At 40.7% G+C, this 25845-nt stretch carries 20 protein-coding genes and 1 pseudogene; 18 read left to right on the top strand and 3 right to left on the bottom strand.

Going from position 1 to position 25845, the window contains the following annotated elements:
• The first annotated feature begins 102 nt into the window (after positions 1–102).
• From htpG to L6494_RS21480, 16 genes and pseudogenes are all read left to right on the top strand, one after another.
• Positions 103–2070: a molecular chaperone HtpG gene (gene htpG, locus L6494_RS21555; RefSeq protein WP_237996202.1), complete on the top strand. Its 1968-nt coding sequence runs from the start codon at positions 103–105 to the stop codon at positions 2068–2070.
• A gap of 216 nt (positions 2071–2286) precedes the next feature.
• Positions 2287–2523, top strand: a complete 237-nt coding sequence (gene rpmB, locus L6494_RS21550; protein WP_190703272.1) for a 50S ribosomal protein L28 — start codon at positions 2287–2289, stop codon at positions 2521–2523.
• 605 nt (positions 2524–3128) lie between these two features.
• Positions 3129–8069 carry a hormogonium polysaccharide biosynthesis protein HpsA gene (gene hpsA, locus L6494_RS21545; RefSeq protein WP_237989799.1) on the top strand — a complete coding sequence of 1647 codons (4941 nt, stop codon included), beginning with the start codon at positions 3129–3131 and terminating at the stop codon, positions 8067–8069.
• A gap of 130 nt (positions 8070–8199) precedes the next feature.
• Positions 8200–8877 (top strand): hormogonium polysaccharide secretion pseudopilin HpsB, encoded by a 678-nt coding sequence (gene hpsB, locus L6494_RS21540; RefSeq protein WP_237989798.1) that lies wholly within the window; start codon positions 8200–8202, stop codon positions 8875–8877.
• 55 nt (positions 8878–8932) lie between these two features.
• Positions 8933–9919 carry a hormogonium polysaccharide secretion pseudopilin HpsC gene (gene hpsC, locus L6494_RS21535; protein ID WP_237989797.1) on the top strand — a complete coding sequence of 329 codons (987 nt, stop codon included), beginning with the start codon at positions 8933–8935 and terminating at the stop codon, positions 9917–9919.
• 120 nt (positions 9920–10039) lie between these two features.
• A complete protein-coding gene (locus tag L6494_RS21530; RefSeq protein ID WP_237989796.1) occupies positions 10040–10768 on the top strand; it encodes a prepilin-type N-terminal cleavage/methylation domain-containing protein in 729 nt (242 codons plus the stop codon).
• 113 nt (positions 10769–10881) lie between these two features.
• On the top strand, positions 10882–11835 hold the full coding sequence (gene hpsE, locus L6494_RS21525; RefSeq protein ID WP_442946967.1) for a hormogonium polysaccharide biosynthesis glycosyltransferase HpsE: 954 nt from the start codon (positions 10882–10884) through the stop codon (positions 11833–11835).
• A gap of 94 nt (positions 11836–11929) precedes the next feature.
• A complete protein-coding gene (locus L6494_RS21520; protein ID WP_237989794.1) occupies positions 11930–12574 on the top strand; it encodes a pilus assembly FimT family protein in 645 nt (214 codons plus the stop codon).
• Positions 12575–12606: 32 nt separating this feature from the next.
• Positions 12607–13269: a TIGR04282 family arsenosugar biosynthesis glycosyltransferase gene (locus L6494_RS21515; protein ID WP_237996199.1), complete on the top strand. Its 663-nt coding sequence runs from the start codon at positions 12607–12609 to the stop codon at positions 13267–13269.
• Positions 13270–13475: 206 nt separating this feature from the next.
• Entirely contained in the window at positions 13476–14315 is an 840-nt protein-coding gene (gene hpsJ-B, locus L6494_RS21510; RefSeq protein ID WP_237989793.1) for a hormogonium polysaccharide biosynthesis protein HpsJ, read from the top strand.
• 126 nt (positions 14316–14441) lie between these two features.
• Positions 14442–15337: pseudogene (locus L6494_RS21505) on the top strand (glycosyltransferase family 2 protein).
• 713 nt (positions 15338–16050) lie between these two features.
• Positions 16051–16824, top strand: coding sequence for a DUF502 domain-containing protein (locus L6494_RS21500; RefSeq protein WP_237989792.1), 774 nt, complete (start codon positions 16051–16053; stop codon positions 16822–16824).
• 112 nt (positions 16825–16936) lie between these two features.
• Complete coding sequence (nusB, locus tag L6494_RS21495; protein ID WP_237989791.1) at positions 16937–17566, top strand: transcription antitermination factor NusB; 630 nt, start codon at positions 16937–16939, stop codon at positions 17564–17566.
• Positions 17567–17826: 260 nt separating this feature from the next.
• Positions 17827–19398 (top strand): signal recognition particle-docking protein FtsY, encoded by a 1572-nt coding sequence (ftsY, locus tag L6494_RS21490; protein WP_237989790.1) that lies wholly within the window; start codon positions 17827–17829, stop codon positions 19396–19398.
• A gap of 158 nt (positions 19399–19556) precedes the next feature.
• Entirely contained in the window at positions 19557–20060 is a 504-nt protein-coding gene (locus L6494_RS21485) for a transposase (RefSeq protein ID WP_237989789.1), read from the top strand.
• Positions 20061–20703: 643 nt separating this feature from the next.
• Positions 20704–22095: a PP2C family protein-serine/threonine phosphatase gene (locus L6494_RS21480; protein ID WP_237989788.1), complete on the top strand. Its 1392-nt coding sequence runs from the start codon at positions 20704–20706 to the stop codon at positions 22093–22095.
• Here L6494_RS21480 and L6494_RS21475 read toward each other — a convergent pair.
• Entirely contained in the window at positions 22092–22712 is a 621-nt protein-coding gene (locus L6494_RS21475) for a hypothetical protein (RefSeq protein ID WP_237989787.1), read from the bottom strand. The genes L6494_RS21480 and L6494_RS21475 overlap by 4 nt on opposite strands.
• A gap of 122 nt (positions 22713–22834) precedes the next feature.
• Here L6494_RS21475 and psbP point away from each other — a divergent pair, with 122 nt between their 5' ends.
• Both psbP and L6494_RS21465 read left to right on the top strand, forming a co-directional pair.
• Entirely contained in the window at positions 22835–23380 is a 546-nt protein-coding gene (psbP, locus tag L6494_RS21470; protein ID WP_237989786.1) for a photosystem II reaction center PsbP, read from the top strand.
• A gap of 74 nt (positions 23381–23454) precedes the next feature.
• The gene (locus L6494_RS21465; protein ID WP_237989785.1) at positions 23455–24048 is read left to right on the top strand and encodes a Maf family protein; all 594 of its coding nucleotides are present in this window, start codon (positions 23455–23457) and stop codon (positions 24046–24048) included.
• Between the two features lie 170 nt (positions 24049–24218).
• On the opposite strand, the gene L6494_RS21460 is transcribed toward L6494_RS21465, so the two are convergent.
• Together L6494_RS21460 and L6494_RS21455 are read right to left on the bottom strand one after the other, a co-directional pair.
• Positions 24219–24977: an ABC transporter ATP-binding protein gene (locus L6494_RS21460; RefSeq protein ID WP_330911035.1), complete on the bottom strand. Its 759-nt coding sequence runs from the start codon at positions 24975–24977 to the stop codon at positions 24219–24221.
• Between the two features lie 73 nt (positions 24978–25050).
• The gene (locus L6494_RS21455) at positions 25051–25728 is read right to left on the bottom strand and encodes an SDR family oxidoreductase (RefSeq protein ID WP_237989784.1); all 678 of its coding nucleotides are present in this window, start codon (positions 25726–25728) and stop codon (positions 25051–25053) included.
• Positions 25729–25845: the final 117 nt, after the last annotated feature.

The following is a 25845-nucleotide window of genomic DNA, read 5'->3' as shown; positions in this document are numbered from 1 at the left end:
TCCGACCAGTAATTATGGGGTAAACAAACCTTGATAGGGCAAACGATCGCCACTATTATGCCCTTAAAATTCACAGTAGGCAAATTTTATAAAACGAAGATGATGCTAGAACAAGGCACTATCAGTATTCATACTGAGAATATTTTCCCGATCATCAAGAAATCTCTTTATTCAGACCATCAGATTTTCTTGCGGGAACTGGTATCTAACGCTGTAGACGCAATTCAAAAGCTAAATATGGTCTCCCGTGCTGGTGAATATGCGGGAGAAGTCGGTGAACCAGAAATTCAAATTGCGATCGATAAAGACAAAAAAACCCTTTCCATTACCGATAACGGTATTGGTATGACCGCCGATGAAGTGAAAAAGTACATTAACCAGGTGGCTTTTTCCAGTGCGGAAGAATTTATTCACAAATATCAAGGGAAAGCAGACCAGCCGATTATCGGTCACTTCGGTTTGGGTTTCTATTCCTCCTTCATGGTGGCGCAGAAAGTAGAAATTGATACCCTCTCCTACAAAGAAGGCGCGCAAGCAGTTCATTGGTCTTGTGATGGTTCACCACAATTCACCCTGGATGAATCACCCCGCACAACTCGCGGTACTACCATCATTCTGACTCTGTTACCCGATGAAGAAGAATATTTAGAAGCAGCACGGGTTCAAAATCTGGTCAAGACTTACTGTGACTTCATGCCAGTTCCCATCAAAATGGATGGTGAAGTTTTAAACAGACAAAAAGCACCTTGGCGGGAGTCTCCCAGTAACCTGACAAAAGAAGATTACTTGGAATTTTACCGTTATTTGTATCCTTTCCAGGAAGAACCGCTACTGTGGGTACATTTAAATACTGACTATCCCTTTATCATCAACGGGATTCTGTACTTCCCCAAAATGCGTCCTGATGTAGATGTAGCAAAAGGACAGATCAAATTATTTTGTAACCAAGTTTTTGTCAGCGATAACTGCGAAGAAATCATTCCCCAATTCCTCGTACCCATGCGGGGTGTGATTGATAGCAGTGATATTCCCTTAAATGTATCTCGCAGTGCCTTGCAAGGCGATCGCACTGTCCGCAAAATCGGCGATTATATAGCTAAGAAAGTAGGCGACAGACTCAAAGAACTATACCGGGAAGACCGAGAACAATACATTAGTGCATGGAAAGACCTGGGTACTTTTGTGAAGTTTGGTGTTCTCAACGACGAGAAATTTAAAAAACAAGTCGAAGACATCATTGTTTTCCGCAGCACAGCCAAATTTGGGGAATCAACTACTGAAACCCCAGCCGTTGAAGTGCAAACAGAAGAAGGCGACGCTTGGCAAGATGTCAAACCTGCTACATCTAGCAGTCCCTACACCACCCTGAAAGACTACTTAGAACGCAACAAAAAACGCCACGAAAACCGCGTCTTATACAGCACCGATGAAGCTAGCCAATCTACTTATATAGAACTGCACAAAAACCAAGGCTTGGAAGTCCTGTTTCTAGACTCCTTCATCGACACCCACTTTATTAATTTCCTAGAACGGGAATATCAGGATGTCAAATTTACACGGGTAGACTCTGACTTAGATAATACCCTGCTTGATCAAGACAAAGCCGGAGAAATTGTTGACCCCACAACCAATAAAACTAAGAGTGAGGTTGTTAAGGAGTTATTTGAGAACGCCCTCAATAAACCCAAAGTCAACATCCGCACCGAGGCGTTAAAATCAGATGATCCCCAAGGTACACCACCTGCAATGGTTCTGTTACCAGAAATTCTGCGTCGCCTGCGGGAAATGAACGCCATGATGCAGCAGCAGAATGCAGAGTTCCCCGAAGATCATATCTTACTGGTAAACACTGCCCATCCCCTGATCCAAAACCTCACCAGCCTCAATCAAGGTACTATCATTCAAGGTGATGGACAATCAATAACAAATCCATTGGTAAACTTAATTTGCCAACACGTTTATGATTTGGCGTTGATGTCTCAAAAAGGATTTGACGCTGAAGGGATGAAATCCTTTGTTGAGAGGTCAAATGAGGTACTTACCAAGCTAACAGAACAAGCTAGCAAATAATCATCCGTTTGTAGTAAGGACTTTAGTCCTGATTTTGCTAAGGACTAAAGTCCTTACTACGAACCGTCAAAACTAAAGTAGAGACGTTGTATACAACGTCTCTACAGGATTTATTATAAATCTCCCTGAAAAAGATAACCCTAACCCCAATATTTGCATTAGAGCTTCTAAAATAGAAAGGTTGTACAGCAATTCCAAATCTGGAGATAAGTAATTATGTCTCGCCGTTGTGAACTGACCGGTAAAAAAGCAAATAACGCCTTTGCAGTTTCTCACTCTCACCGCCGCACCAAACGCCTTCAGCAAGTTAATCTGCAAAGCAAGCGCGTTTGGTGGCCAGGTGGAAACCGTTGGGTCAAACTAAAGCTATCTACCAAAGCTATCAAAACCCTAGATAAGCTAGGAATAGAAGCAATGGCCAAAGAAGCTGGTCTTAACCTGAATCATTACTAATACCAGGTTGCCAAAATTGTGAGGTCTAATGTTCCTCACAAGTGGCTATTTATTAAGAAATTGGTAGTTAAATGCTGAAAAAATCAGTATAACAATACTAAATCATTCCTGAGACATTAAAACCCCGCTTTTCTCAAAAAAGCGGGGTTTTCAATTTGTGCTGACCTATATTGCATTACGGGTAAGTTGTGAATTTTAAAGATACCTTAATAAATTGCTTTTGAACTGATATGTTTTCTTTACTGAATGGGTAATATAAGTGCAATCTATTCACAATATATTTACAAAATCATAACTCAATAAAATAAAGTTCTGCCACATTTATGTGAATTCACGGTGTTATTTTACTTGGGTAGCTACAAATTACAAGAACTCATGAAAATCAGTATTTTCCGAATAAGATGGTCAACTTCTTCAATGATATAACTTGAATAAATAGTAATATTTTGTGTTGCTACTAAGTTTAGTGTTGCTAACACAGGGTGATTTGTTAAATGAATCTAGCCTCTAATCATGCCAGATATATTAATTTACTCAATAGGCATGATTGCTAATACCAAAAGCATTTTCTAATTTTTTGTAAAACACTTCACAGGAAAGTAGCTATGTCGCCAAAACGCCAGCTATTCAAAGGAAAAAAAAAGCTTTTACAACGCCTTCTTAAGAAGTTTTTATCTGCAATTAACAAGCCAATTATTTGGCTGCTGCGGAATTTGTTTGTCAATAAAAAACGGCGGACTGAAAATGCTGGTTTCGTTTTGCCGACAGTAGTGATGGTATCTCTGGTAGTAGTCTTACTCACCACAGCTATTTTATTTCGGTCTTTTGAGCGTTCTAAAAATGCTAGTAATGTCAGGGTAAATGAGACTGTTCTTAGAGCAGCAACACCCGCTCTTGATCGAGCTAAGGCTAAAGTAGAACAGTTATTTCTAGACCCTAGATTACCACGAGCCACACCCTCAGATGTATCTTTGTATCAAGTCATTAGCGACAATATCAATGAGTTTACATTTGGTGATGAAATACAGTTAAAAATTGTCAGCGATTTTAACGGTACTAGTGGTATTCAAGAAGATGAAGAAACTCTCAAGACAGCTTGGAAATATCCTGTAGATACTGACAATGATGGTAAGTTTGATAGTTACACGATCTATGGTATTTACTTTAAGACTCCTACTGCTACTAGAGCTAGAAGCCCCCTAGAAGCCAGAACCCAACCAATGGACGAAGGAGCTACTAGTCAGCGATGTCAGAGTGATATTGCAACTAGTGCTAATTTAGTTGGTAGCCAAGGTTGGTATAAGGTTGGAAGCAAACTTAAAAGAAGTATTTTTGTTTATACTGCTACTATACCTATTACAGAGTTAGGAACGGGACTTGATAGTAATAAGTATGAGGTGTTCTCTGGTAATAAAGGTTTTGTTGCTTTAGAGTATCAGCAAGACCGAGAACGAATACCTCTAGCTAATAATGCAGTTATCTATGAAGATGACTTAGAAATAACTCCCGGTGCGGCTTTTGATCTGAATGGACGTATCTTTACCAATGGTAATTTTATGACCAGAGGTTCTAACATTAGATTTTACCTAGTCAGTAGTCCTAAATCTTGTTACTACACAGAAGATAACAGCAAGATTGTGGTAGCAGGTAATGTCATTAATAGCCGGGTTAATGAAACTAGCGGTGGTAGCAATGTCAGAGTAGATTTGTTTGACAAAGCTTATAATGTCGATACTATTACCTCTCCTACTAGTGACAATATTAGTAACACAAACAAAACTGTACCTACAGCTACACACGGTAATACAGGGGCTTACAACGATGAGGCATACGCTAAACGAATTGATCGTTTAGTAGCAGCAACAGAAGCAGGTTTAACAGCTTCTACTCCCCTGAATTTGCCAAAAGAAGTTCAAGAAGCAATTAATAGAAGTTTGGCTGCTGATGCTAGTTTAAATTTGGTTGATGTCCGCAAAGAACAGCTAAAGATTTACTTCAGAAAACGGACACGTCGCGTTCCCTTGAATGAAATTGGCTTTGGAAATGATGGACTCGTCTACAAATTTAATAGTGTAGATTACGATTATCTAACCAACAGTCCGCTTCAAGGAGATGGTGATTCTCTAAGACCTGTAGATTTATGGGTGTTTCCTTTCGCTCCTTCTGATGGTAAAACTGCTACTGACTATACCGGGATAGCTATTAACGAAAACGGTACAACTAGAATTTATCTACCTGCCACAGAACCAGTTACACAATCAAAAGCTGGAAAAGAGTCCCGTTTGGGCGATCGCATTTTAGTTGGCAACAATATGCCACAATTTTGGTACGACACAACCAAAAATGCTTTTTTAAGTTCACCAGAGGAAGGACAACTGATTTCCGGTAGGGAATGGGATGACTCAACAACAGCAAATAAAAAGCCTCGCAAGCGATTTTCCCAAGCTTATCAATTAGACGATTTAGGCATTACAAATCGGGATGACTTCTGGGAAAAGTCAGCAGCACAAAAACCAAATGGAACTCTAGATGTAGTTGGAGGTTTGCGCGTCATCACAGGCGCAGGAATTTACTTACCTAATGACTACGATAAAACTGCAAAAACATTTACTAACACAATCAAGACAGTCTGGGCAGATTCAATGGCAATGGGTGTTACTAACAAAGATCAGGGCTTGCCCGATGATAAGACACCATATCTGCAAATGCGGGCTACGGCAGTTTATCACTATAAAGATGGCTTCTACGATCCTACAAAACCTAGCGATTACCAAACACCCATAGCCTGTGTTAGTAGCTACTATGACCCTACTAGCGAAACTACAGCTAAGAATTTAGTAGGTCTACCGGATTTTGCTGCTTTTGCTGATCCTGGCAGAGCTTTAACAGGACTATCCAACATTACAACTGGCAATGGAGGTAGTTCTAATAATGGCGTTGTCTATTCAGCTTCATCTCTTGCAATTACTGGATATAGAGATGTATTAGACTACCAAGCTGCATTGAAATATCCCAGTGGTCGCTTGGTAAATGAACCAATTAAGAATGCTTTAGAAAAAATTGACGCTAGTAAGAATCTTACCCTTTCAGAACAATCGGCCGTTGATTCTGCCATGTGTGCTTTGAAAATTTTGGATGGCACTATTAGTAGCCCTACGGATACTGCCATTCCTCACGGTGCTATTATGGAAACTGCTTTTCTGGATGCTAGGCAGATTAAGGCTGTTGATCAAGTCACAGGCTCAAGAAAATATGATGTGGAGTTAGGATTTCGTCAGCCTTTAGAAATTCGTGCCACAGTTTTGGATTTAGATTTATTGCGGAGAACATCTAAGACTGGTGGAGAATTCCTACTCCCAAACAGTGGAATTATTTATGCTACTCGTGATGATGCACTAGCAGACCAAAGTGATGCTACTAGCCCAGATGTAAGTGCTACTGACTTTAAGCTAGACCCCACTCGCCGCCCCAATGGAATTATGCTGATTAATGGCAGTGATTTAAGTCGTAATGCCACCTATAAGGCAGAAGAAAAGGGTCTGATTGTAGCATCTAATTTGCCAGTTTACATCAAAGGGGATTTTAACAAGCACACCAAAGAAGAGTTTACAGAATCAAACACTTGGGGTAATGACTTCTATAAACGCAAAACGTTAGATCCTAATTTTGCTTGTCGTCAGGGTCAGTTTACAAGCTGTAGCACTGGAGAAACTTGGCGATCGGCAACAGTAATTGCAGATGCTATTACGGTATTGTCTGATAATTTCCGCTTGGGTTTCCGTGAAGATGGTGATTATGGATTGAGAGACAATTACGGTAATTATGCCCTCGGTTATGACTTGAATAATGATAACGACGCTACTGACAACGTTCAACTGAATGAAACATTTGTTAAGTTTGATATCAACAACGATGGTGCTATAACAGACACAAATGTAGATATAAATGAAAGCAACATCACTGCAACTGTTGCTGCTAGATTAAATGGTTTCTGGGATAACAACTTTGTCACTAGTCGCAACATTACGGATAGTCAATACAGAAGCACTGGTAATACTAATCCTTTAATCAGAAGTTCTTACTTAAATAACTTTGTTACTCCTATTCAGCGTCGGATAACATTTTCTGAATACGTCATGGAAATTTGCCCAAAGCTAACGGTCACAGCTTGCAAACCCGGTGATTGGGTTGTTGGCTATGACTTCAATGGGAATGGAAGTTTTGGTGATACTAACACTTACAACGGCGTTAGTTACTCTGAAAACCAAATTAAGGCCAATCAGCTACTTAAAGCTTTAGCTGATTACCAAATAGAACTAACTGCTTTTAAGGCGGCTAATTCTACCGCTACATATCCTAATTCCCAATTTGCTAGCTCTACCTATACATTCAATAGAGCTAGTCTATGGGCAGGCACTACAGCAACATCGGCAGCAACGGATTCTAGTGATGCAGCACTTCAACGTTATCCAAGACGTGTGGCATTTTTGAGATACGGTAATAGCCTTACAGTTACCAAACAGGATAGTACGGCTTTAAAAAATGTTCCATCGTCTCCAGTAGACGACAAATTAGTGCTTGATGATAATTATGCTCCAGTCCCCCTGGGTCTCTACGGTAGCGGTACTGCGAGTAGTCCTTTGCAAGTCCGCTACTATCCTTTTTTAGACCCTTTAAAAATTAACAGTGTTGACTACGAGAAATATAGTTCCTCAGATGCTACTAAGCGACCTCGCACACAAAGCAATACTCTATGGTTTAGAACAAAAGACGAATCTACAAGCCCTCCAACCATCTACTACGATCCTAAGTATCCTTTAAACATTGAAAATACCTTAACTGGCACAAGAACCGCAGAACAGCCGCTTTTAGTCCCCGTATTACAACTTCAGTATCCCACCAACACTTCAACAACAAGCCTAAATAGCACTGGAGATGCGATGTCATCACACTGGATGCAACGTGCAGTAGAAACGGAAACAAATTTGGTGTTTGCTCAAGGTAATGCTCCAGAACGCCCCTCCAGCACTGGGAATACAGGGGAATATAATGGTGGTTTAGAAAACTTTGTCCGTTACTTAGAAACTTGGGATTTGGGTAGTACCAACCTCAAACACAAAGCTCTTGGTTCTTTCATTCAGTTTAAACGTAGCAATTATGCAACCGCACCCTGGCAACCTGTAATTGCTGATCCAGCAGGGACAGGAACTATTTTTGCGTATCCGCAACGTTATCAATCCGCCACTGGAAACCTTGGTCGTACACCTTTCTATGCTGCTCCTAGTCGTAGTTGGGGTTATGACGTAGCTTTGCTAACTCAGCTACCAGACTTGTTCTCTCAACGCTTTACTGCACCTTCTACAAACGATCCTAATGAGTTTTATAGAGAAGTGGGTCGAGATGATACTTGGGTGAAAACTTTGCTATGTGCTGCTCAAGTGAGTAGCGTATCTGGCGGCTATGAAACCGCTCCCAGTGCCTCATATGGTAGTGAGCAAAAATACGCTATTAGCCCAGATCAACGTCCTCTTACTGGTTGTCCTTGATTTCATCTTATAGATTCGTAGTTAGTGCTAAAACATTAACTACGAATTAGAGTCAAATACTCGAAAATAACTCACACAAAAACTATATCTATTTCAGAAATCCCGCCAGTTTAATCTAATTAAAATAAATATGATTTACTACAAACTGCGGCAAACATCCCCATCCAATGAGTCTGGTTTTACCATTATTGAGTCATTAGTGGCTATTCTGGTTGCTGCCATTTTACTAGCTGCGATCGCACCTGTGATCGTCATATCAGTCGCCACGCGAGTACAAGCAAAGCGGATTGAGAGGGCAAGCGATGCTGCTAAAAGCTATCTTGACGGTATTCAAACAGGTATCATTACACCTCCAGCAGTTACAGGAGGCAGTTACACCATAACTACTTACCCTGCTCCTACTATCGGAAGCTTGACGTGTAGCACTACTGATTCTTCCTATCCTTATTGTTCTGTCCCTACACCTGCTAATAGTTTGTACTGTGTGGATGTTGACGGTGGTGGTTGTACTAATAGCAGCAGTGTAGACTTCGTGATTCAAGCTTTTCGATACAATAAAGTTTCTAGTAGCACTGCTGATAATGGCTATCAGTTGGGCTTGCGGGTTTATAGAGCAGATGGTTTTGCCAGTGATGGGGGTAATCTGAAGACAGCACCTAATAAACAAGCAACCTTCACAGGGGGAGTAGGCGATCGCAAAACGCCATTAGTGGAAATGACAACAGAAATATCCAACGAAAATACAAAATTTAGTGATTTCTGCGATCGGCTTGAAGATACTGGCAATACAGCTTCTAGTTGTAAATAGCAATACTCATATTCATTGCTAAATATCTGCTATTTCTAGGAGGAAATATAACATTATGAAACAGCTTAAATGGCTTTTAAGTCATCAGCTAAAATATTCTAAAGTAAAACAAAAAACAGGTGGCTTTACTCTTATTGAATTACTAGTAGGTCTTCTTCTCGCCTTTCTTGTAATTACGCCTTTATTGGGATTTATGATCAACATTATGGACAATGATCGTAAAGAACAAGCTAAAGCCACTACTGAGCAAGATATCAAAGCAGCACTGGATTATATTGGACGAGATTTGCAGCAGTCGGTATATATTTACAACGCTAAGGGCATCAAAGAAATTAGAGATGAACTACCTCATTATGATAAAAAAGATAAATATTTTCCTGTACTCGTATTTTGGAAACGACAATATATTCCCCAGGGATTAGTTGCTAAAACAACAACTACAGATAACCCAGATGGAACTAAAACAACTACATCTGAAAAAGATGATACTTTTGTCTACTCTTTAGTTGCCTATTATGTGATTAAAGATGATAATACTACTTGGTCTAAAGCAGCTAGAATTGGTAGATTTCAAATTAGTAATGGGTATGGATTAACTGATACAGAAAAAAACAATACTAGAGACACAGGCTTTCAGATGTTTAGTCTGGATAATGAAGGAAATCTTGAAGCCAAGATGAATAAATGGACGAAGAAGACTGATGAAACTTATGAGCAACAGGTTTTACCTTTGGTTGATTACATTGATCAAACTACTACAGGTACTACGAATAACCCTACACCAACTTGTGCAAATGGTGAGTTAGTACCAAAATTTTCTGGTAGTGGAGATGATGTTGCTACAGATAACGTTAAAACACGCGGTTTTTATGTCTGCGTAGATTCAGCTAAAACTGTAGCAGAAGTTTATTTGCGTGGTAATGCCCTAGCTCGTATTCAGAGTAATAATTTCGATTTTGATGACAATCAGGATAGTATCAAATCTTATTTTCCCCAGTCAAGTATAAGAGTGCAAGGAATAGGATACTTGTTTACTAAATAAATTTAACTGCATATTTTTAATCCCAAAATTAGATAATATGCAGTTAATAAATATCGATTAATGATTGATTACCATTTATCTGCTTAGTTGTTTAATTTCATTAATAAAAACCAACCTTTTATGTATAGCCTATTTTTAGAAAATGCGATAAATAAACCAATTGGAAATAAATTGAAAGCACAACAAAAAATATATTTACATACTACTCACAGTAGTGCTGGATTTAGTTTAGTGGAGATGTTGGCAGTAATAGTAATGATTGGTGTTTTAGCAGCGATCGCAGCACCTAATTGGATAGCGTTTGTAAATAGACAAAGAGCTAGTAAAGCTAATGATGTTGTTTTGTCTGCTATCCGAGATGCTCAAAATGAAGCTACAAAACAAAAACGCCGCTACAGTGTTAGTTTTAAAACTGATAATAACATTCCACAAGTTGCTATTTATCCTCATCCCCAAGGCTATATTCTCCCTAGTGACTCTAACATCTGGCGACCTTTAGGCGAAAATTTAGACATTAGCCCAGGGCAAATTGTCATTGGTACAAATATTACCAGTGAAAACACTAGCAGCAGTTCGGTAACTTACGCTTCTAATCCTACATTCACTGCCACTAGCAAGCCACAAACAATTACTTTTGACCATACTGGTGCATTGGATCTGTTAGTAAAGACAAAGAGTGATAGTATCACATCTGTGCAAACTAGCAAACTAGGCACTAAAGGGTTAATTGTTTCTGTCGCTGTGGCTAAACCTGGGAATCCCACTCAAGAAAGTAATGTTAAGAGATGTGTAATTATAAAAACAATCTTAGGTACAACAAAAACTGCTAGAGATGCTGAATGCAGCTAAAAATATATTCATGGAAATTTTAACCTAAATTTCAGTGAATCAACGGAATGCTATACAGGTTAACACAATTGAAAATTGATGTATCTAGTTAGCTTTTGTTGTTATAGATGATTATGTGTATTGATTTTACTGTAGCTATCCCAACTTACAACGGGGCAAAGCGTTTACCGAAACTTCTGGAACTTCTCCGCGATCAAATTCATACTGAAAACTTGTCTTGGGAAATTATTGTTATAGATAATAATAGCACCGATGACACAGCAAAACTTATTCAAAATTATCAAGAAAATTGGTCATACCCTTTTTCTTTAAAATATTTTTTTGAACCTCAACAGGGTGCAGCATACGCTAGAAAACGTGCGATTAAAGAAGCCAAAAGTGAATTAATTGGTTTTCTAGATGATGATAACTATCCTCAATTAAATTGGGTGCTATCTGCTTATAATTTTGCGAAAAAATATCCCCAAGCGGGTGCTTATGGTAGTCAGATACATCCTGATTGGGAAGTAGAACCGCCAGAAAACTTTGAACGTGTTGCTGCATTTTTAGCAATTACAGAACGTGGTGATTTACCTTTAAAGTATGAACCAGCCAAAAAATTACTTCCTCCTTCTGCTGGTTTGGTTGTGCGTCGGCAAGCGTGGCTAGATAGCGTCCCAAATAATCCAATTTTAACAGGTAGAGTTACTGGTAGTATGCTCACCAGTGAAGACCTAGAAATGTTATCTTATATTCAAAAATCTGGTTGGGAAGTTTGGTATAATCCAGAAATGGAACTATTTCATAAAATACCGAGTTCACGGTTAAACAAAGAGTATTTAATTCCGTTTTTTAGAGGTATTGGACTAAGCCGTTATGTTACTAGAATGCTAATGATTAAACCTTGGATTAAACCATTAGCTTTATTGCTTTATATGCTCAACGATATCAGAAAAATATCATTACATTTACTTAAATATAGATTAAAGATAACTACAGATTTAGTTGCTGCTTGTGAAATGCAATTATTTATAAGTAGTTTAATTAGCCCCTTTTATCTTTGGAAAAATGGGTATTTAAAAAAATAAAAATATTGTAGGGCTAAAGCCCTGACTACAAACGTTAGATTTTCTATTTATTACTTACTTAATTTTGGGTGCATACTTTTTGGACAAATATTCAGTGCGTTTTTGGCTTTTCAGCAATACGAGAAATTGTTGTACACATAGTTCTAGCCTGGGCTTTACACTAATAGAGATTTTAGTAGTTGTTCTTGCCTTCGGTGTATTAGCTGCACTAGCACTACCTAGTTGGCAAGCTTTTGTAGAAACTCGCCGCCTTAACGATGCTCAAGAAAAAGTTTTTTGGGCTATGCGTCAAGCCCAAAGCCAAGCTACCAAAGAAAAAATAACCAGCCAATTAAGCTTGCGTGAAAACAATGGGATTATACAATGGAGTATTCATGCAGCAGATGCCGATCAATTTATTCCTGATGCTTTTAAAAATAATGATCAACTATGGCAAAGTTTGCATCCAAATATTCAAATTGATCAAGAAAAAAACAACAAAGGGAAAAACGAAACTACTTTCCCAAAACAATCTTCACAGCAAGCATGGCGGGTGTTATTTAACTACCAAGGATGTCCAGTTTACAAGATTGAGGATGAATGTACTAAGACATCACTGAGAACCCTAGGACAATTAACTTTCTATAGTCAAAAGAATGGTAAAGTTAAGCGTTGTATCTATGTTTCTACGATTATAGGCGCACTAAGAATGGGCAGAGAAAATGCTAAAGCTAACACGAATGGTAAGTATTGCTATTAATATATTTTTAGTCAATTCAAACTAGGAATTTTATTCTGAAACCAATTAAAACTGCCAAACAGCACCTCATTATTTTTACGCGCTATCCAGAACCGGGGAAGACGAAAACCCGAATGATTCCAGCTTTGGGTAGTCTTGGTGCTGCTGACTTGCAACGACAGATGACTGAGTACACATTATCTCAGGCGCAAGCATTACAAAACAGTATATCTATAGAAGTGCGATTTGCTGGTGGTAATTTGCAACTGATGCAAGAGTGGTTAGGAGATAGCTTATTATACCAGTGTCAAGGCGAAGGGGATTTAGGCGATCGCATGGCGCGATCGCTCGTCGAGTCTTTCCAGAAAAATGCCGCACAAGTAATTATCATAGGTACAGATTGCCCTGACGCTAACTCTCAAATTCTGGCTCAAGCTTCTGCACAACTGCAAACTTTTGACTTAGTGTTAGGCCCAGCACTTGACGGGGGCTACTACTTGATTGGCTTGCGTCGGTTCATCCCGGAATTATTTATTAACATCAATTGGGGAACGGCTCAAGTTTTCCAACAAACTGTAGATGTCGCTAAAAAACTTAATATCTCGTATGTTTGCTTACCTGCATTGTCTGATATTGATCGTCCAGAGGATTTACTGATTTGGGAACGAATCTTAGCTACAGACGACGCTAACATTGATAAAAGCAATGCACAATAGATTACCCTTGTATATTAAAACACGCCTTTTTTGATAAGACACCCCAGATAACAAATGTTACTGTAGTGTAGTTGGCAACAAAAATATATCTACTCCATCTTAATATGTGCAGGCAGATTCACATGACAAACAGCATTATGGGAACAATATTCCAGTAACTTTAAATAGGATCATCATTTCTGACTTGAGTAAGAGTTTGCACAACTATGGTTAATCGTTTTACTTCTGCAAATACCGCTCTCACCCTAAAAGTGGTGGGAATAATTTTAATTGTGTCCTTTTTGCTTGACTTTTTGATTCTGTTGCTACCTTTCCAACCCACGAATAGAATCTGGCAAATCAACCTTGCAACCGCACTAGTTGATCGAGGTATCGTACCCTTGGTTGGTGTGGGAGCATTATTTACGGGTTATTGGATGCAGGAATCTAGTGATGGCCCCAAAGGTTTTGACTTCAGATTTCCTGTTTTAATACTGTCTAGCATCTTAGGGTTAATATTCTTGCTGATTTTTCCCTTGCACCTGAACAATGTGCGACAAGCTAGCACTCAAACAGTAAATCAAATTAGCCAAGATGCTGAACAGGCAGAAAACCAACTAAAAAATCAGTTAAGCCAATTCCAAGCGCAATTAAACAATGAGCAAGGTAAAGCTCAGTTAGAACAATTACGCGCCCAAGCAAAAGCTCAGTTTACGGAATTACTCCAAGACGAGCAAAAATATCAAGAAGCACTCAAGAGTCCCCAAATTCCAGCCGCGCAAAAAGAACTGCTCAAGAGATTTAAAGCCAATCCCAAAGAACTTGATCAGTTTATTGCCCAGCAAACAGATCCTCAAGGACTAGCTAATCAAAGAGTAGCCCAAATTCGCCAACGCAAGGAAGATGCTTCCAAACAAGCTAAAGACAACGCTTGGAAATCAGGAATAAGAATTGGTATTAGCAGCTTACTCCTGGCTATTGGTTACATCATCATTGGTTGGACTGGGTTAAGAGGTATGGGTGCTTTTCAAGGTGGTAAACCTAAAGGTAAAGTTCCAGCACGTTAATTTAAGATTGACTGGGGCAGTATAAAATATTAAACAATTTTTGATAGTTTATACTGTCTTTAACTACTATTAATCTGATAATAAAAAGATACTTAGCATCTAGCAAAATTACTATACTTTTAGACAATGTTCTCAATTTACATACTGACTTATAACGAAGAATTAGATATTGCCGCCTGTATTGAATCGGCGATGCTCTCCGATGACATTATTGTTGTAGACTCATGCAGTAGCGATCGCACCGTAGAAATCGCCAGTCGTTATCCTGTGCGCGTTGTCCAACACGCCTTTGAGAGTCACGGACAACAACGTACTTGGATGCTAGAGTCTATCCCCCCAAACACGAATGGGTGTATATTCTCGAAGCCGATGAACGAATGACACCAGAACTCTTTGCTGAATGTGAACAAGCAAAGCTAAACCCAGACTACATTGGCTACTACGTTGCTGAACGTGTGATTTTCCTCAATCAATGGATTCGCCGTAGCACTCAATACCCCCGCTATCAAATGCGTCTTTTCCGTCATGGGAAAGTTTGGTTTACAGACTATGGTCATACTGAACGGGAAGTGTGCGATGGTGCAACCAGTTTCATAAAGGAAACCTATCCTCACTACACTTGTAGCAAGGGTTTAAGCCGTTGGATTGAAAAACACAACCGTTATTCTACTGATGAAGCTAGAGAAACATTGTATCAATTAGAAAAAGGAAAGGTAGACTGGCGAGATTTGTTTTTTGGTAAGTCAGAAATTGAAAAACGACGGGCGTTAAAAGATTTGTCTTTGCGTCTACCTGCTAGACCTTTACTGCGCTTTTTGTATATGTACTTTTTTCTGGGTGGCTGCTTAGACGGACGCGCTGGTTTGGCTTGGTGTACATTACAGGCTTTTTATGAATACCTAATTTTGCTGAAAGCTTGGGAGATGAAACACATCCCCACACCTAGCCTAGCAGCACCCTTGGCTGAAGATAAACACAGCCAATTAGAAGTAAGCTACACAGTTTCAGAAACGCCTCAGTGAATAGGTGACAGGTGACAGGTGACAGGTGACAGGTGACAGGTGACAGGTGATGTCCCATGTCCTGTGTTAGTCACTTAATTTAGGCTGAGTTTATTTAGCAGTGATGATACGTTAAAATTTTTAAATACCATTCTCAGAAAAATCATCCCCCCTTGGTTGCAAATCAAGATAATAAACTACGCTAATTACTGCTCTTCGCTGATTTTTCAACATTAGCAGCTTTTAAATAAGCGCGATAGGATAATTAATATCTCCGATATTTGCAACAATCGTTTACAACTCGTACAAAGAAAAGTAACAAACTCAAATACCAACTGGCTTTGACCAAATTGGTAATTGGTAATTGGTAATTGGTAATTATGTGGGTTTCAAGCCCCCCCTAAATTGAAAATTTAGCGGTCTACCCTTCTCCTTCGGAGACGCTAACGCGAACGGGAACGCCAAGGGCGAACAATCAATCAGTGGTGGGTAGCCTACGGCAAGCAAGCTACAAGACCCCACTGATTGCAATTGCGAATTGCGAATTGCGAATTGCGAATTGGTTTGACCTTAGTTGGGATGTGCGTATTTGCACTTTTGCAGGAAAATAACTAGTTTCCTCGTCAATAGGGCGTATTGTCATGGTAACAACTCAACTACTTGTCGTTGAAGATAGTAACTTGCGGTAAAAAATATCACAAGTTATGTCTTAATCATTGGACAAATCTAATGGCATGAATACGAATAAAGAAACTTCCACTATTCTAAAGAAGGAGAATAGGGGCTTGGGAATTGACCGTCTAAAACAGGACTTGAAGAATGACTTAATTGCTGGGTTGTTGGTAGTGATTCCACTAGCAACGACTATCTGGCTAACGATTACCATTGCTAATTGGGTAATCAACTTTCTTACTCAAGTTCCTAAACAACTAAATCCCTTTGATGGGTTACACCCGATTCTAGTAAATTTCCTGAATTTAGCGGTAGGGCTAGCTGTACCATTACTCAGTATTCTGTTGATTGGGTTGATGGCTCGCAATATTGCTGGGCGGTGGTTGCTAGATTTTGGTGAGCGATTATTACAGGCGATTCCCTTAGCTGGTCAGGTATACAAAACGCTGAAACAGCTTTTGGAAACTCTCCTTAAAGACTCTAACAACAAATTTCGGCGGGTTATTTTAGTAGAGTATCCCCGCAAAGGAATATGGGCGATCGCTTTTGTCACAGGTGCGATCGGGAATGAAATTCAAGCCCAAATGTCTCGCCCCATGTTAAGTATTTTCATCCCCAGCACCCCCAACCCGACCACAGGATGGTATGCCGTAGTTCCAGAAGATGATGTAGTCAACCTGTCTATTTCGGTGGAAGATGCCTTTAAAGTAATAGTCTCTGGAGGGATTGTCACCCCCAATACACCCTTATCCCCTCTAGCGATCGCCAAAGAACAAAAACTAGAAAAGTCAACTACTGACATCCAGCATCCCATCATCCCGATCGAAGAAACATAAAAATAATCCGGTAAATTTGTAGCCAAACAGAATAATATGGTTGTTTGGCTCAATAAAAATTGATAGATTTGTAACTCTGAAATTACATTACTACTGAAACAGTTAAATTTTTATGCAAGACCGTAAACCTCAACAAATAGCCCGTGAACTGGCACTTTTAAGCCTGAGCCAGTTACCAGTTAATCCCAAAAAATTGACTGAAGAACACCTACCCAAGCTGGTGTTAGCAACAGTCCGTACCCTTAGAGCAGAAGTACAAGATAGCTTAGACAACGCCACTGGGGAGCTACAACGCAGTCACGATCGCCTTTTAACTAGTGAAACTCGCGCCTCTGACTTGAATACTGCCAGAACTATGCTCAAAGAGGCGATCGAATGTACCCAAACGGCCATTAATCAGTTAGGCGCAGCCCTAGAGTTTCCTGAATTAATTCAGCTAGCCAATCAGGATCGGGAAGTCGGTAAATATGCCATCAAACTTGTCCAAATCATCAACGAACATCGCATTATCATTGATGAACAAATTTCCTTGGCTTTAGTAGATTGGCAAGTTACCCGTTTAGCCCAAATTGATCGGGATATTCTGCGAATTGCTGTGTCAGAAATGCTCTTCTTCAATCTCCCAGATAGAGTAGCCATTAATGAAGCTGTAGAGCTAGCAAAACGCTACAGTGGCGATGAAGGCCATAGGTTTATTAACGGTGTTCTGCGCCGAGTCACAGAGCAAAAACAACCTGCATAGTCCCACAGGGCGGAAGTCAAGTCGCTTCCCTACGGGACGCTACGCGAACGAGGGAAGTAAAAAGTCAAAAGTCATAGACGTTCACGAAAAGAACCATCATGAGTGGTAAGTTGTGAGTGGGTAGTGAGGAGGACGAACAGGTGAGGATAACCCGGAGGTTTTCACACCACATCAGAGTAACAAGTTAAATTAAACTCATAGCTTCTAACTCATAAACGCATAGCTCCTACCTCACAGAACAACTAACACCGCTAGCTGCAATGGTTTTTAATTGGTTCAATCGTCAAGATAAAAATTCCCCGAATACACAACCAGCAGAAACACCTCCGATACAAGAACCCCAACCAGAGTCAGCCGCAACGTCACCAACAACAGCAGACGCTGCGCCAGACTCAACGGCCGACTTGTTGGCGTTTGCTAAAGCTGCTTATAAAAATATCCAAGAGAAACAACAGCCTCAACCAGACTTAACAGATGTTTCCACACCAGAGGAAACGCCTGAAGTTGAAGCAACTACAACTGCTATAACTGAAGTTACAGAAACTACCCCAGAAGCAGAAGTAGCTACTGAAGAGTCTCCAGAAATAATTGTTAATACACCAGAAATAGTAGAAGAAACTGCAACTGTTGTCGAAACTTTAACAGAGCCAGAAATTACCCAAGAAACGGCAAAACCTGCAACTTTATCCTTTTTAGAAAGGGCAGCAGCAGAACAAGCAGCCAAGCAGGAACGACTCATTGCCAGCGCGATTGAAGTACCTGAACCCGAAGTAGTGCAACCAGTAGAGACTACAACGGAAGCGGTAGAAGCAATTCCTGGATTAGATTTTGATGACGGATTTGTTTGGTCAGCTGAAGTATTAGCATCACAAGGTAGGCGGCCGGAAGATATTTCTATTGAAGAAATTACCTGGCTGAAAAAGCTGCGGGAAGGATTAGATAAAACCCGTCGAAATATCCTTAACCAACTGAAGGCAATTGTTGGGCAAGGGCCACTCAACCAAGCGGCTGTCACAGAAATTGAGGCGTTACTGCTACAAGCGGATGTAGGTGTAGAGGCAACTGATTATATTATCAGTGCGCTCCAGAAAAAACTGCTCTCAGAAGTTACACCACCAGAAGAAGCGATCGCCTACTTAAAACAAATCTTGCGGGATATGCTAGAAGCACCCCTCAAGACCACCCATACAGCCAGCTTTGCCCCCGAAAAGGATACCCTAAATATTTGGTTAATCACTGGGGTGAATGGTGCAGGCAAAACCACCACCATCGGTAAAATTTCTCACCTAGCCCAAAAATCTGGCTATCGATGCTTAATTGGCGCAGCCGATACTTTCCGGGCGGCGGCGGTAGAACAGGTAAAAGTTTGGGGTGCTAGAAGTGGTGTAGAAGTAATTGCCAACCCTGGTAAAAATACTGACCCGGCAGCCGTGGTATTTGATGCGATCGCAGCTGCTCAAGCCAGAGAAACCGAATTACTTTTGGTGGACACCGCCGGTAGACTGCAAAATAAGAAAAATTTAATGGATGAACTCAGTAAAATCCGGCGAATTATCGACAAAAAAGCCCCTAATGCCAAAATAGAATCACTTTTGGTTTTAGATGCTACTTTAGGTCAAAATGGATTGCGACAAGCTGAAGTCTTCTCCCAAGCCGCTCAACTCAGTGGCGTAGTCTTAACTAAACTCGATGGAACGGCTAAGGGAGGCGTAGCCCTCGCAGTAGTTCAACAGCTAGGCTTACCCATCCGTTTTATTGGTGCAGGCGAAGGAATGGAAGACCTACGTCCTTTCTCTAGTTATGAATTTGTCGAAGCCCTATTGAGTGGCTAGCACCGCGTAGCGGAATTCAAAATTCAAAATTCAAAAGTCAAAAATAACGGCAGGAGGCAGAAGGCAGAATCATCTAACACCCCCAGGAGACTCCCGCCACAACGCAGTTTGGCGGTGAGAGGAATGGAAGCGAGAAGCTTCACCCCTGAGTCGAGTTGTTGCGTAGCAACGACAGACAACGGGGTGAGCGACGAGCTAAAATCTCTGATTCCAGAAAAGACTATACCCACAAACTGACAGCTCGACTGATTCGTGAAAACCAAACGATAGTGGTTGAGGATTTGGCAGTTAAGAATATGGTCAAGAATCCCAAACTTGCCCGTGCTATCAGTGATGCTGCATGGGGCGAGTTGGTGAGGCAACTGGAATACAAAGCCAAGTGGTATGGTCGAAACTTGGTAAAAATTGACCGATGGTTTCCCAGTTCTAAACGCTGTGGCAACTGCGGACATATTGTTGATAAACTGCCGTTGAATATCAGAGAGTGGGACTGTCCCAACTGCGGAACACACCACGACAGGGATATCAACGCCAGTCGAAATATTTTGGCGGTGGGACACACCGTTACAGTCTGTGGAGCGAACATAAGACCTGATAGGCATAAGTCTAAAGGGCAGTTGCGAAAAACCAGTAATGGGAAGAAACAGAAACCTAAGTCGTGAGTCTTAGGAATCCCCCGCTACACCCGCAAGGGTTAGCGGTGGGAGGATGTCAATCTACCCCAATGCCCAATGCCCCATTTTTCTAGTTCAAGCTAAAATTTCCCACTAATACTGCACTTAGCCCGGATTTATTACCAATTATTGCCACCTCAGTCCAGAGTCTGTAGGGGTGGGTTGAGTGAAATATTAGTGAATGATTAGAGCATATCTGTGAACCAGCCCCTACTGTTTGTGAGAAATGCGAGTTAGGTATGGCATGATGTGCTTTTTTGCATTTATGTGTTATCAACATTTATAGTTCTTTTTTGAATTCATCAAAAAACGTCTGAATAGTTCGGAATTTCTATATCTAAAGATGTATGATTTGCTAATTGTGATGTGTAAGGGTAAACTTTTTTCCCATAGAGAAGGATAATTGCTGATTTTTACGGAGCAATTTTTGCCTAAAACTGCATTTATTAACATTCCTCTCTTGAGATATAAGTTTTATAACCCAATGCAATACTTGTATCGAGTTATGTCTTACGTCTTTTTACTCTTGCTAACGTGACAAATCTTGACCCAATATGGTTTAGCAATGTCAAGGCAAAAATTGTATAAGTAATCTAATGTCTATTTTTCCAGTGCAATATTAACTGTAACTGTGTCTCAAGTGCCATCTCAACCTACTGACAACAATAATAGTGCTACAACAACCGATGTCACACCAGTTGTAGCACTCAAAGAACTCGTGGCAAGGTTGCACCGGGAACAGAATAAAATTCAAGATTTGCTGAGTTCTTTGGGATTTGCCCTCAGAAGCTTTAATAATTTGAATCAGTTTTTGGAACTGATTCCATTAATGGCGACAAGAGTTACAGATGCTGATGGTAGTGCGCTGTTTCTTTATAAGCCCAATGGTCAAATTAGGTTAGAGCAGTTACATTGGCAAGATAGTCGCCAACGCAAAAACATCCGCAAAGCTTTAGAAACAGCTAGTAGTCAAGTTTCACTAGCAGCCAATAGCGCACCCCTCGCCACAGCTACAGGGATTTTGGACGCGCAGATGCACCGCCACTTGGGGCCGGATGTGCAGATTTTCGGCACAGCAATTTTGGTCAAGCACACAGAACGGGGATGGTTATATGTACTCAGCCGCGACCCGGAATATAGCTGGACAGAAACCAGACAAAAGTTAGTGCGGCTAGTAGCAGATCAAACGGCGGTAGCGATTGAAAATGATGAACTAGCAGTAGAACTGAGAAAAAAAGAACGCCTAGACCAAGAATTAGAAATTGGTGCGGAGATTCAAAGGCGACTTCTACCCCGTCAATGTCCTGCGATTCCTGGTGCTGTCTTGGCAGCACGCTGTAAACCTGCTAATCGTGTAGGTGGAGACTACTATGATTTTATTCCCACGAATCACAGTCAAATTTATCCCCACATTATTAACAGTAGTCAGAATGCAGGACGTTGGGGTTTGGTAATTGGGGATGTCATGGGGAAAGGTGTCCCGGCTGGTCTAATTATGACAATGATGCGGGGAATGCTGCGAGGAGAGGTTTTGCATGGTAATTCTCCAGGGGGAGTGCTGCAAAACTTGAATCGAGTCATGTATGCAGATTTGGAAAATTCTCACCGCTTTATAACGCTGTTTTACTCGGAATATAATCCGCACAATCGCGTTTTGTCTTATAGTAATGCGGCACATAACCCTCCGTTGTGGTGGCACGCAGCGACGAAAAGTATTAGCCGTTTGGATACCTTGGGAATGTTAATTGGCTTGGATGCGAATAGCCAATATGAAGATGCCCAGGTACAGTTAGAACCTGGGGATACAGTTATTTATTATACAGATGGTTTGACTGATGCGGCGGCGGCTAGTGGCGATCGCTTCGACGAAGAAAATTTTGTTGCTGCCTTCCATACAGCTTGTAGGTTCTGTAACAGTCCACAGGAAATTGTTGATTACCTGTTTGATCAGGTACAGCAATTTATTGGCCACGATGGACAAAACACTGATGATATGACGCTAGTTGTGTTGCAGATTTATTAGTTATTAAGTCCCAACCAGTGAGGATAAGCGTAGGAATTAGCAGCCTGTAATGCTGCACTTTGGTAAGTATTGAATACCCAATTAGCTGTTGCTTGAAGATTTGCCATTAGTCGCACATCATCACCATTAGCTTCAAAAGCCAGACTCCACCAAGGAGAATCTTGAACTAGTAATTGCGTAATTTCCACACTACAGCCGTTATTGATATTTTCATGATTAGTAAGTGGTATTACTGAAAAATCTGGCAAAATTCGATAAAGCTGTAAATAGCGAACTTTCCGCACACTTATCCAAGCAGCATTTCCTAAAACTGTTGCAGGTTGAAAAATTTCCCCGGTGGAATCGCTACAGGAGCATTTAGCCCATGTTTCGACTTTTCCTGATACTAATTTACTAAAATCAACTATACCTAGTTCTGCCTTGCGCCATTTGACTTCCAGCCTACCTTGTCGGAGTTTGATTCCCAAAAAATTAGATCCTGGCACATATAGATAAATATCTTCTCTTACTTCTGGTGGTTGCAATTGATCAATCAAACAATTTTGCTGAAACCAAACCAGAATATCTGATGGAAGCGTACCAGGATGAAACCAGCGTAATTCGTTAGTGGTAAGCATATAGTTAGTGATCCTCAACTACAAAATTTGCGAAATAATGCGAAGCGACACAGTTGATGGGACAATGAAAATGAGAAATTATGCTTGCTTGTGTTGCTTCCAGCCGAAAGGAAACTGTAAAAATGTGGAAAAGACTTGTATTTATTTTGCTATTGGTATTAAGTTTCAGCTTAAGTAATCCTAATATTGCCTCTGCTGCCGGATTCAAAAGCTTTGTAGACACAACTGATGGCTATGAATTTTTATACCCTAATGGCTGGTTGCAGGTAAAAGTTGCCGATGGACCTGATGTTGTGTTTCACGATTTAATTGAGATATCAGAAAATGTCTCTGTGATTATTAGTCCTGTGCCAGAGAACAAAACATTAAAAGAATTAGGAACACCAACGGAAGTAGGATACAAGTTGGGTAAGTCAGCTTTAGCACCTGCTGACTCTGGACGTTCGGCTGAATTGGTTAACGCCCTAGAACAAGAATCTGATGGGAAAATATATTATATTCTTGAGTATTTGGTAACACTTCCCGATCAGCAAAAACGGCACAACGTGACTAGTGTTGCTGTGAGCCGTGGTAAACTTTTTACCTTTAATGCCTCTATTCCTGAAAGACGTTGGCAAAGAGTTAAAAACATGATGAAAGATGTAGTCAATTCTTTTTCTGTGTATTAAATGGGGAATGGGGAATTGGGCATTGGAGACAAGGTAGAGTAACTAATGAGTGTTGACTCTTACCCAAAAATCTGATGAAAATTCCCCAATTCGTACTAGCTTCTGCTTCCCCGGCGCGAAGACGCTTGCTGCAAACTGTTGGTATTGAACCAATAGTCCGTCCTAGTGATTTTGATGAGTCACAAGTTCAAATCACTGAACCTGGACAGTTAGTTCAAATTCTGGCTCAAAGCAAGGCGGAAACTGTAGTACCGCAGTTTGCATCAGGATTGATTATGGGTTGCGATTCAGTATTAGCAATCAATGGTAAGATTCACGGTAAACCAGCAGATGCAGATGAAGCGATCGCACGTTGGCAATTAATGCGGGGTAGCTTTGGCGATTTATACACAGGTCATGTGTTAATTGATGTTGACCAAAACCGCACTATAGTTAAATGTCAGGTGACAAGAGTATATTTTGCTCAAATTAGCGATCGCGCTATTCAAGCCTATGTAGCTACAGGTGAACCCCTCAAGTGTGCTGGTGCATTCGCTCTAGAAGGTTTTGGTAGTCTATTTGTAGAAAAAATAGAAGGTTGTCACAGCAACGTTATCGGACTTAGTTTACCCCTACTCCGGCAAATGCTAGAAGAACTAGGTTACGAAGTTACAGACTATTGGCAATAATTCTGTGAAGTAGGGAATTCAATTTCATTGGCGTAGATAGGTGACAGGTGACAGGTGACAGGTGACAGGAAAAAATTTGTGCAATTAATTCCGTCTGAGTACGAATTACGTAGCTTGCTTCTCGCTTTGCGAGTATTACGAATTACGTTAGCGTAGCGGGGCGCAGCCCATTACGAATTACGAATTAATTCTTCAGGTGTGAGGTGGGAATTTACAACTTGACCGTCCCGAAACCAGACAATACGCCGGGTTTGACGAGCAACTTCTGGTTCGTGTGTCACCATAACTACCGTGATACCACTAGTATTAAGTTCGGTAAAAATATCTAATACTTCTTGGGTGGTGTGTGAATCGAGTGCGCCGGTAGGTTCATCAGCTAGCAGGACAACGGGACGGTTGACAATCGCACGGGCGATCGCTACTCTTTGTTGTTGTCCGCCTGATAGTTGAGTGGGTTTGTTGTTGATGCGATTGGCTAAACCGACTTTGGTGAGTGCTTCGGCGGCGCGATCGCGTCTTTCGCTAGGATTAACACCAGCATATATCATTGGCAGCATCACGTTTTCTAATGCGCTGAGTTGGGGTAATAGATGGAATTGTTGAAAGACAAACCCCAGTTTTTTATTACGGATATGCGCCAAGTCTGCGTCATTCATTTGCGCCACATCGACGTTATCTAAATAGTAATGTCCTGTAGTGGGACGATCTAGACAGCCAATAATATTCATAGCTGTAGATTTACCTGAACCTGAAGGCCCCATAATGGAACAGTATTCACCCTCATTGATGACAAGATTTACATCATTGAGGGCTTTAACTTCAGTTTCTCCCCTACCGTAGATTTTAAAGATGCTTTCTAACCGAATGATTGTTGATTTCGGTACAGGATTAGGAACTAGTGAATCAGTAATTGAAATAGTATTTGGCATAGATAAATAGTTATTAGTTATTAGTCCCCAGTCCCCAGTCCCCAGTCCCCAGTCCCCAATCCCCAGTCCCCCACTAATCTAGTTTAAACTCAACAAATTCTGTTTGTGTAAAGAGCATATTCTTATCTATTGCTGACAGGACTTTATTATTCGCACTCTCAGCATTTAAACAACGACAAACTAACTCTGCTACATCTGCGCGATGGATACTCCCAACAATGCTTGTGTCTTCCGTTAACACAGCGTTACCTGTGGCTGGCTCTGATTTTAGCCCACCAGGACGGATAATCGTGTAAGTCAATCCACTAGCAATTAAATGTTGTTCGGCTTTGTCCTTTTCTACTAAGACTGTTTGCAGTGCGTTTAAAGCTTGGGGAGACAAAGCACCGACACTGTTACCAGTCCCAATGGAAGTTACCAGAACAAACTTCTGTACACCAGCTTTCACTGCGGCATCAATGATATTCTTATTTCCTAAATAATCTGGTTTTTCTTGGTCTGTAGGTAAACCGCCTAGCGTACTGATAACAGCGTGAATCGGTTTGTCTGTGATGATGGCACGTTCTAGGTCATCTATATTTAAAGCATCTCCTAAAACTACCTCAACTCCCATTGCTTCTAGTTCAGCACGGGATGTTTCGTTTCTGAGCAGTGCGGTGACTTGAATATTCTGTTTACTCAAGTAATTGGCAATTTCTTTACCAACACCGCGACTAGCTCCTACAAGGAAAATGTGAGATGTACTTGTCATAGGAATTTTGAATAAAAATCAATTACGCTCAAAGGATTGTATCAGACGTGAAGGCGTAATTATATTTAACCCTAACGTGGGAGGTATTTTTATCGGCGATCGTGCGAATCTAGTTAA

The sequence above is a fragment of the Nostoc sp. UHCC 0870 genome (assembly GCF_022063185.1).
Lineage (GTDB): Bacteria > Cyanobacteriota > Cyanobacteriia > Cyanobacteriales > Nostocaceae > Trichormus.
The sequence above is the reverse complement of the archived record's forward strand: the minus strand, read 5'-3'. Positions and strand labels throughout refer to the sequence as shown.